Below are 1,776 nucleotides of genomic sequence, written 5' to 3'. Positions count from 1 at the left end.
AAAAACAGAGAGCTTAAAAAGAAGATGCACGAAGAGAAACTCAGACATGAACAGTTTTTAAAAGAAAAAGAGCTTGAGGAACAGCGTGTGCATAAACTTCTTGAACTTATAGCCGCCGGTAAAGTGGCAAAAAATGTTGAAAAAGAGGTGATTCTCTCCATCTCTAACACAAAACCAAAATATATAAACGATATTATTGAGAAGAGATAGTTTGTGTGTAGAAGCTACAATTTTGGAGTCTTTAAACACAAACCTGATATAATTCCCTCACTATAATTGAAGGAATTTTTATGAAAACCCATACCCTTTTAATGCCGCTTGATATGCACCTGCATCTGCGTGATGCTCTTATGCTTGAAAATGTAGCACCCCTTTCTGCTTACAGCTTTAGCGGTGCTATTGTTATGCCAAATCTTGTGCCGCCTGTTACAACAAAAGAGGATGTTATTGCCTACAGAGACCGTATTATGGCAGCAGTACCCAATGACTACTTTGAACCTTATATGACACTTTTTTACCAAAACTACACCAAAGATTTTTTAGTAGATGTTGCAGAGGAGATAAGTGCCATTAAGCTTTACCCTGCGGGTATTACAACCAACTCAGAAGGTGGTGTGGATTCTTTTGATATAGAGCAGATGCGTGAAACACTTGAAACCATGAGCGCTTTGGAGATCCCTTTGTGTGTTCATGGGGAAACAGATGGTTTTGTGATGGATAGAGAGGCGGAGTTTATGGGTATCTATGAGATGCTTGCAAAAAACTTTCCAAATCTTAAAATTATCATGGAACATATAACAACGAAAGCGGCAGTAGATATGCTTGATAAGTATGACAACCTCTACGCCACTATAACAGTACACCATCTTTTACTGACTCTTGATGATGTTATAGGGGGTATGATGCAACCCCATCTGTTTTGCAAACCGATTGCCAAACGACCTGAAGATTTGGATGCTTTGTTGAGTATTGCCCTTGAGGCACACCCCAAAGTGATGTTTGGAAGTGATTCTGCTCCCCATCCGCAACATAAAAAAGAGTCGTGTGGCTGCGCTGCGGGTGTTTTTAGCGCGCCTATAGCATTACAGCTTTTGTGTGAGATATTTGAACAGTATGATAAACTTGAGAATTTGCAAGATTTTGTAAGTGACAATGCACAGCGTATTTATGGGATATGCCCTGAATTTAAAGAGGTGACACTAGAGAGGCGACCTTTTGTGGTACCTCAAAATTATGGGGGTGTTGTACCTATGTATGCGGGTGAAACACTCAACTGGGCTATTGAGAGTGTCGATTAAAATTTTACTCCTTGAGGATGATATACTCTTTGGGGAGACACTTGTTGATTTGCTTGAAGATGCAGGGTATGAGGTGTGTTATGTAACCAACGGATCTGATGCACTCGATGCTACCTACAAGGCAAAGTTTGATTTGTATCTTTTAGATATCAATGTGCCTTTGATTGACGGTATCTCTTTGCTTCGGGAGTTGCGTGTTGCAGAGGATGATACGCCCGCTTTTTTCCTTACTTCACATAAAGACAAAAGCAAGCTTCAAGAGGCTTTTAAGAGTGGCTGTGATGATTACCTGAGTAAACCTTTTGATAACGATGAACTTTTATTACGCATAGAAGCACTTTTTCGGCGTTTAAAAAAAGAACCTTTTATGGAGGTGGGCAAACTCTCCCACGACAAGGTTCATCAAAGGATACTCTACGATAATAAAGAGCTTGAACTTTCAAAATTATATGAGACCATTAGGCCGAGGGCCATCGCG

The 1,776-nt window shown here is 40.1% G+C and carries 3 protein-coding genes; all 3 read left to right on the top strand.

Annotation, left to right across the window (positions count from 1 at the left end; all coding sequences use genetic code 11):
• Positions 1-210, top strand: a 210-nt coding sequence (locus AC30RD_RS08985) for a hypothetical protein (RefSeq protein ID WP_489494182.1), incomplete at its 5' end; no start/stop codon positions are given.
• A gap of 80 nt (positions 211-290) precedes the next feature.
• Positions 291-1,298 carry a dihydroorotase gene (gene pyrC, locus AC30RD_RS08980; RefSeq protein ID WP_489494181.1) on the top strand — a complete coding sequence of 336 codons (1,008 nt, stop codon included), beginning with the start codon at positions 291-293 and terminating at the stop codon, positions 1,296-1,298.
• Positions 1,288-1,776, top strand: a 489-nt coding sequence (locus AC30RD_RS08975; RefSeq protein ID WP_489494183.1) for a response regulator transcription factor, incomplete at its 3' end; no start/stop codon positions are given. The genes pyrC and AC30RD_RS08975, both read left to right, overlap by 11 nt.

Source organism: Nitrosophilus sp., assembly GCF_982775275.1.
This window is presented reverse-complemented; position numbering and strand designations above follow the sequence as displayed.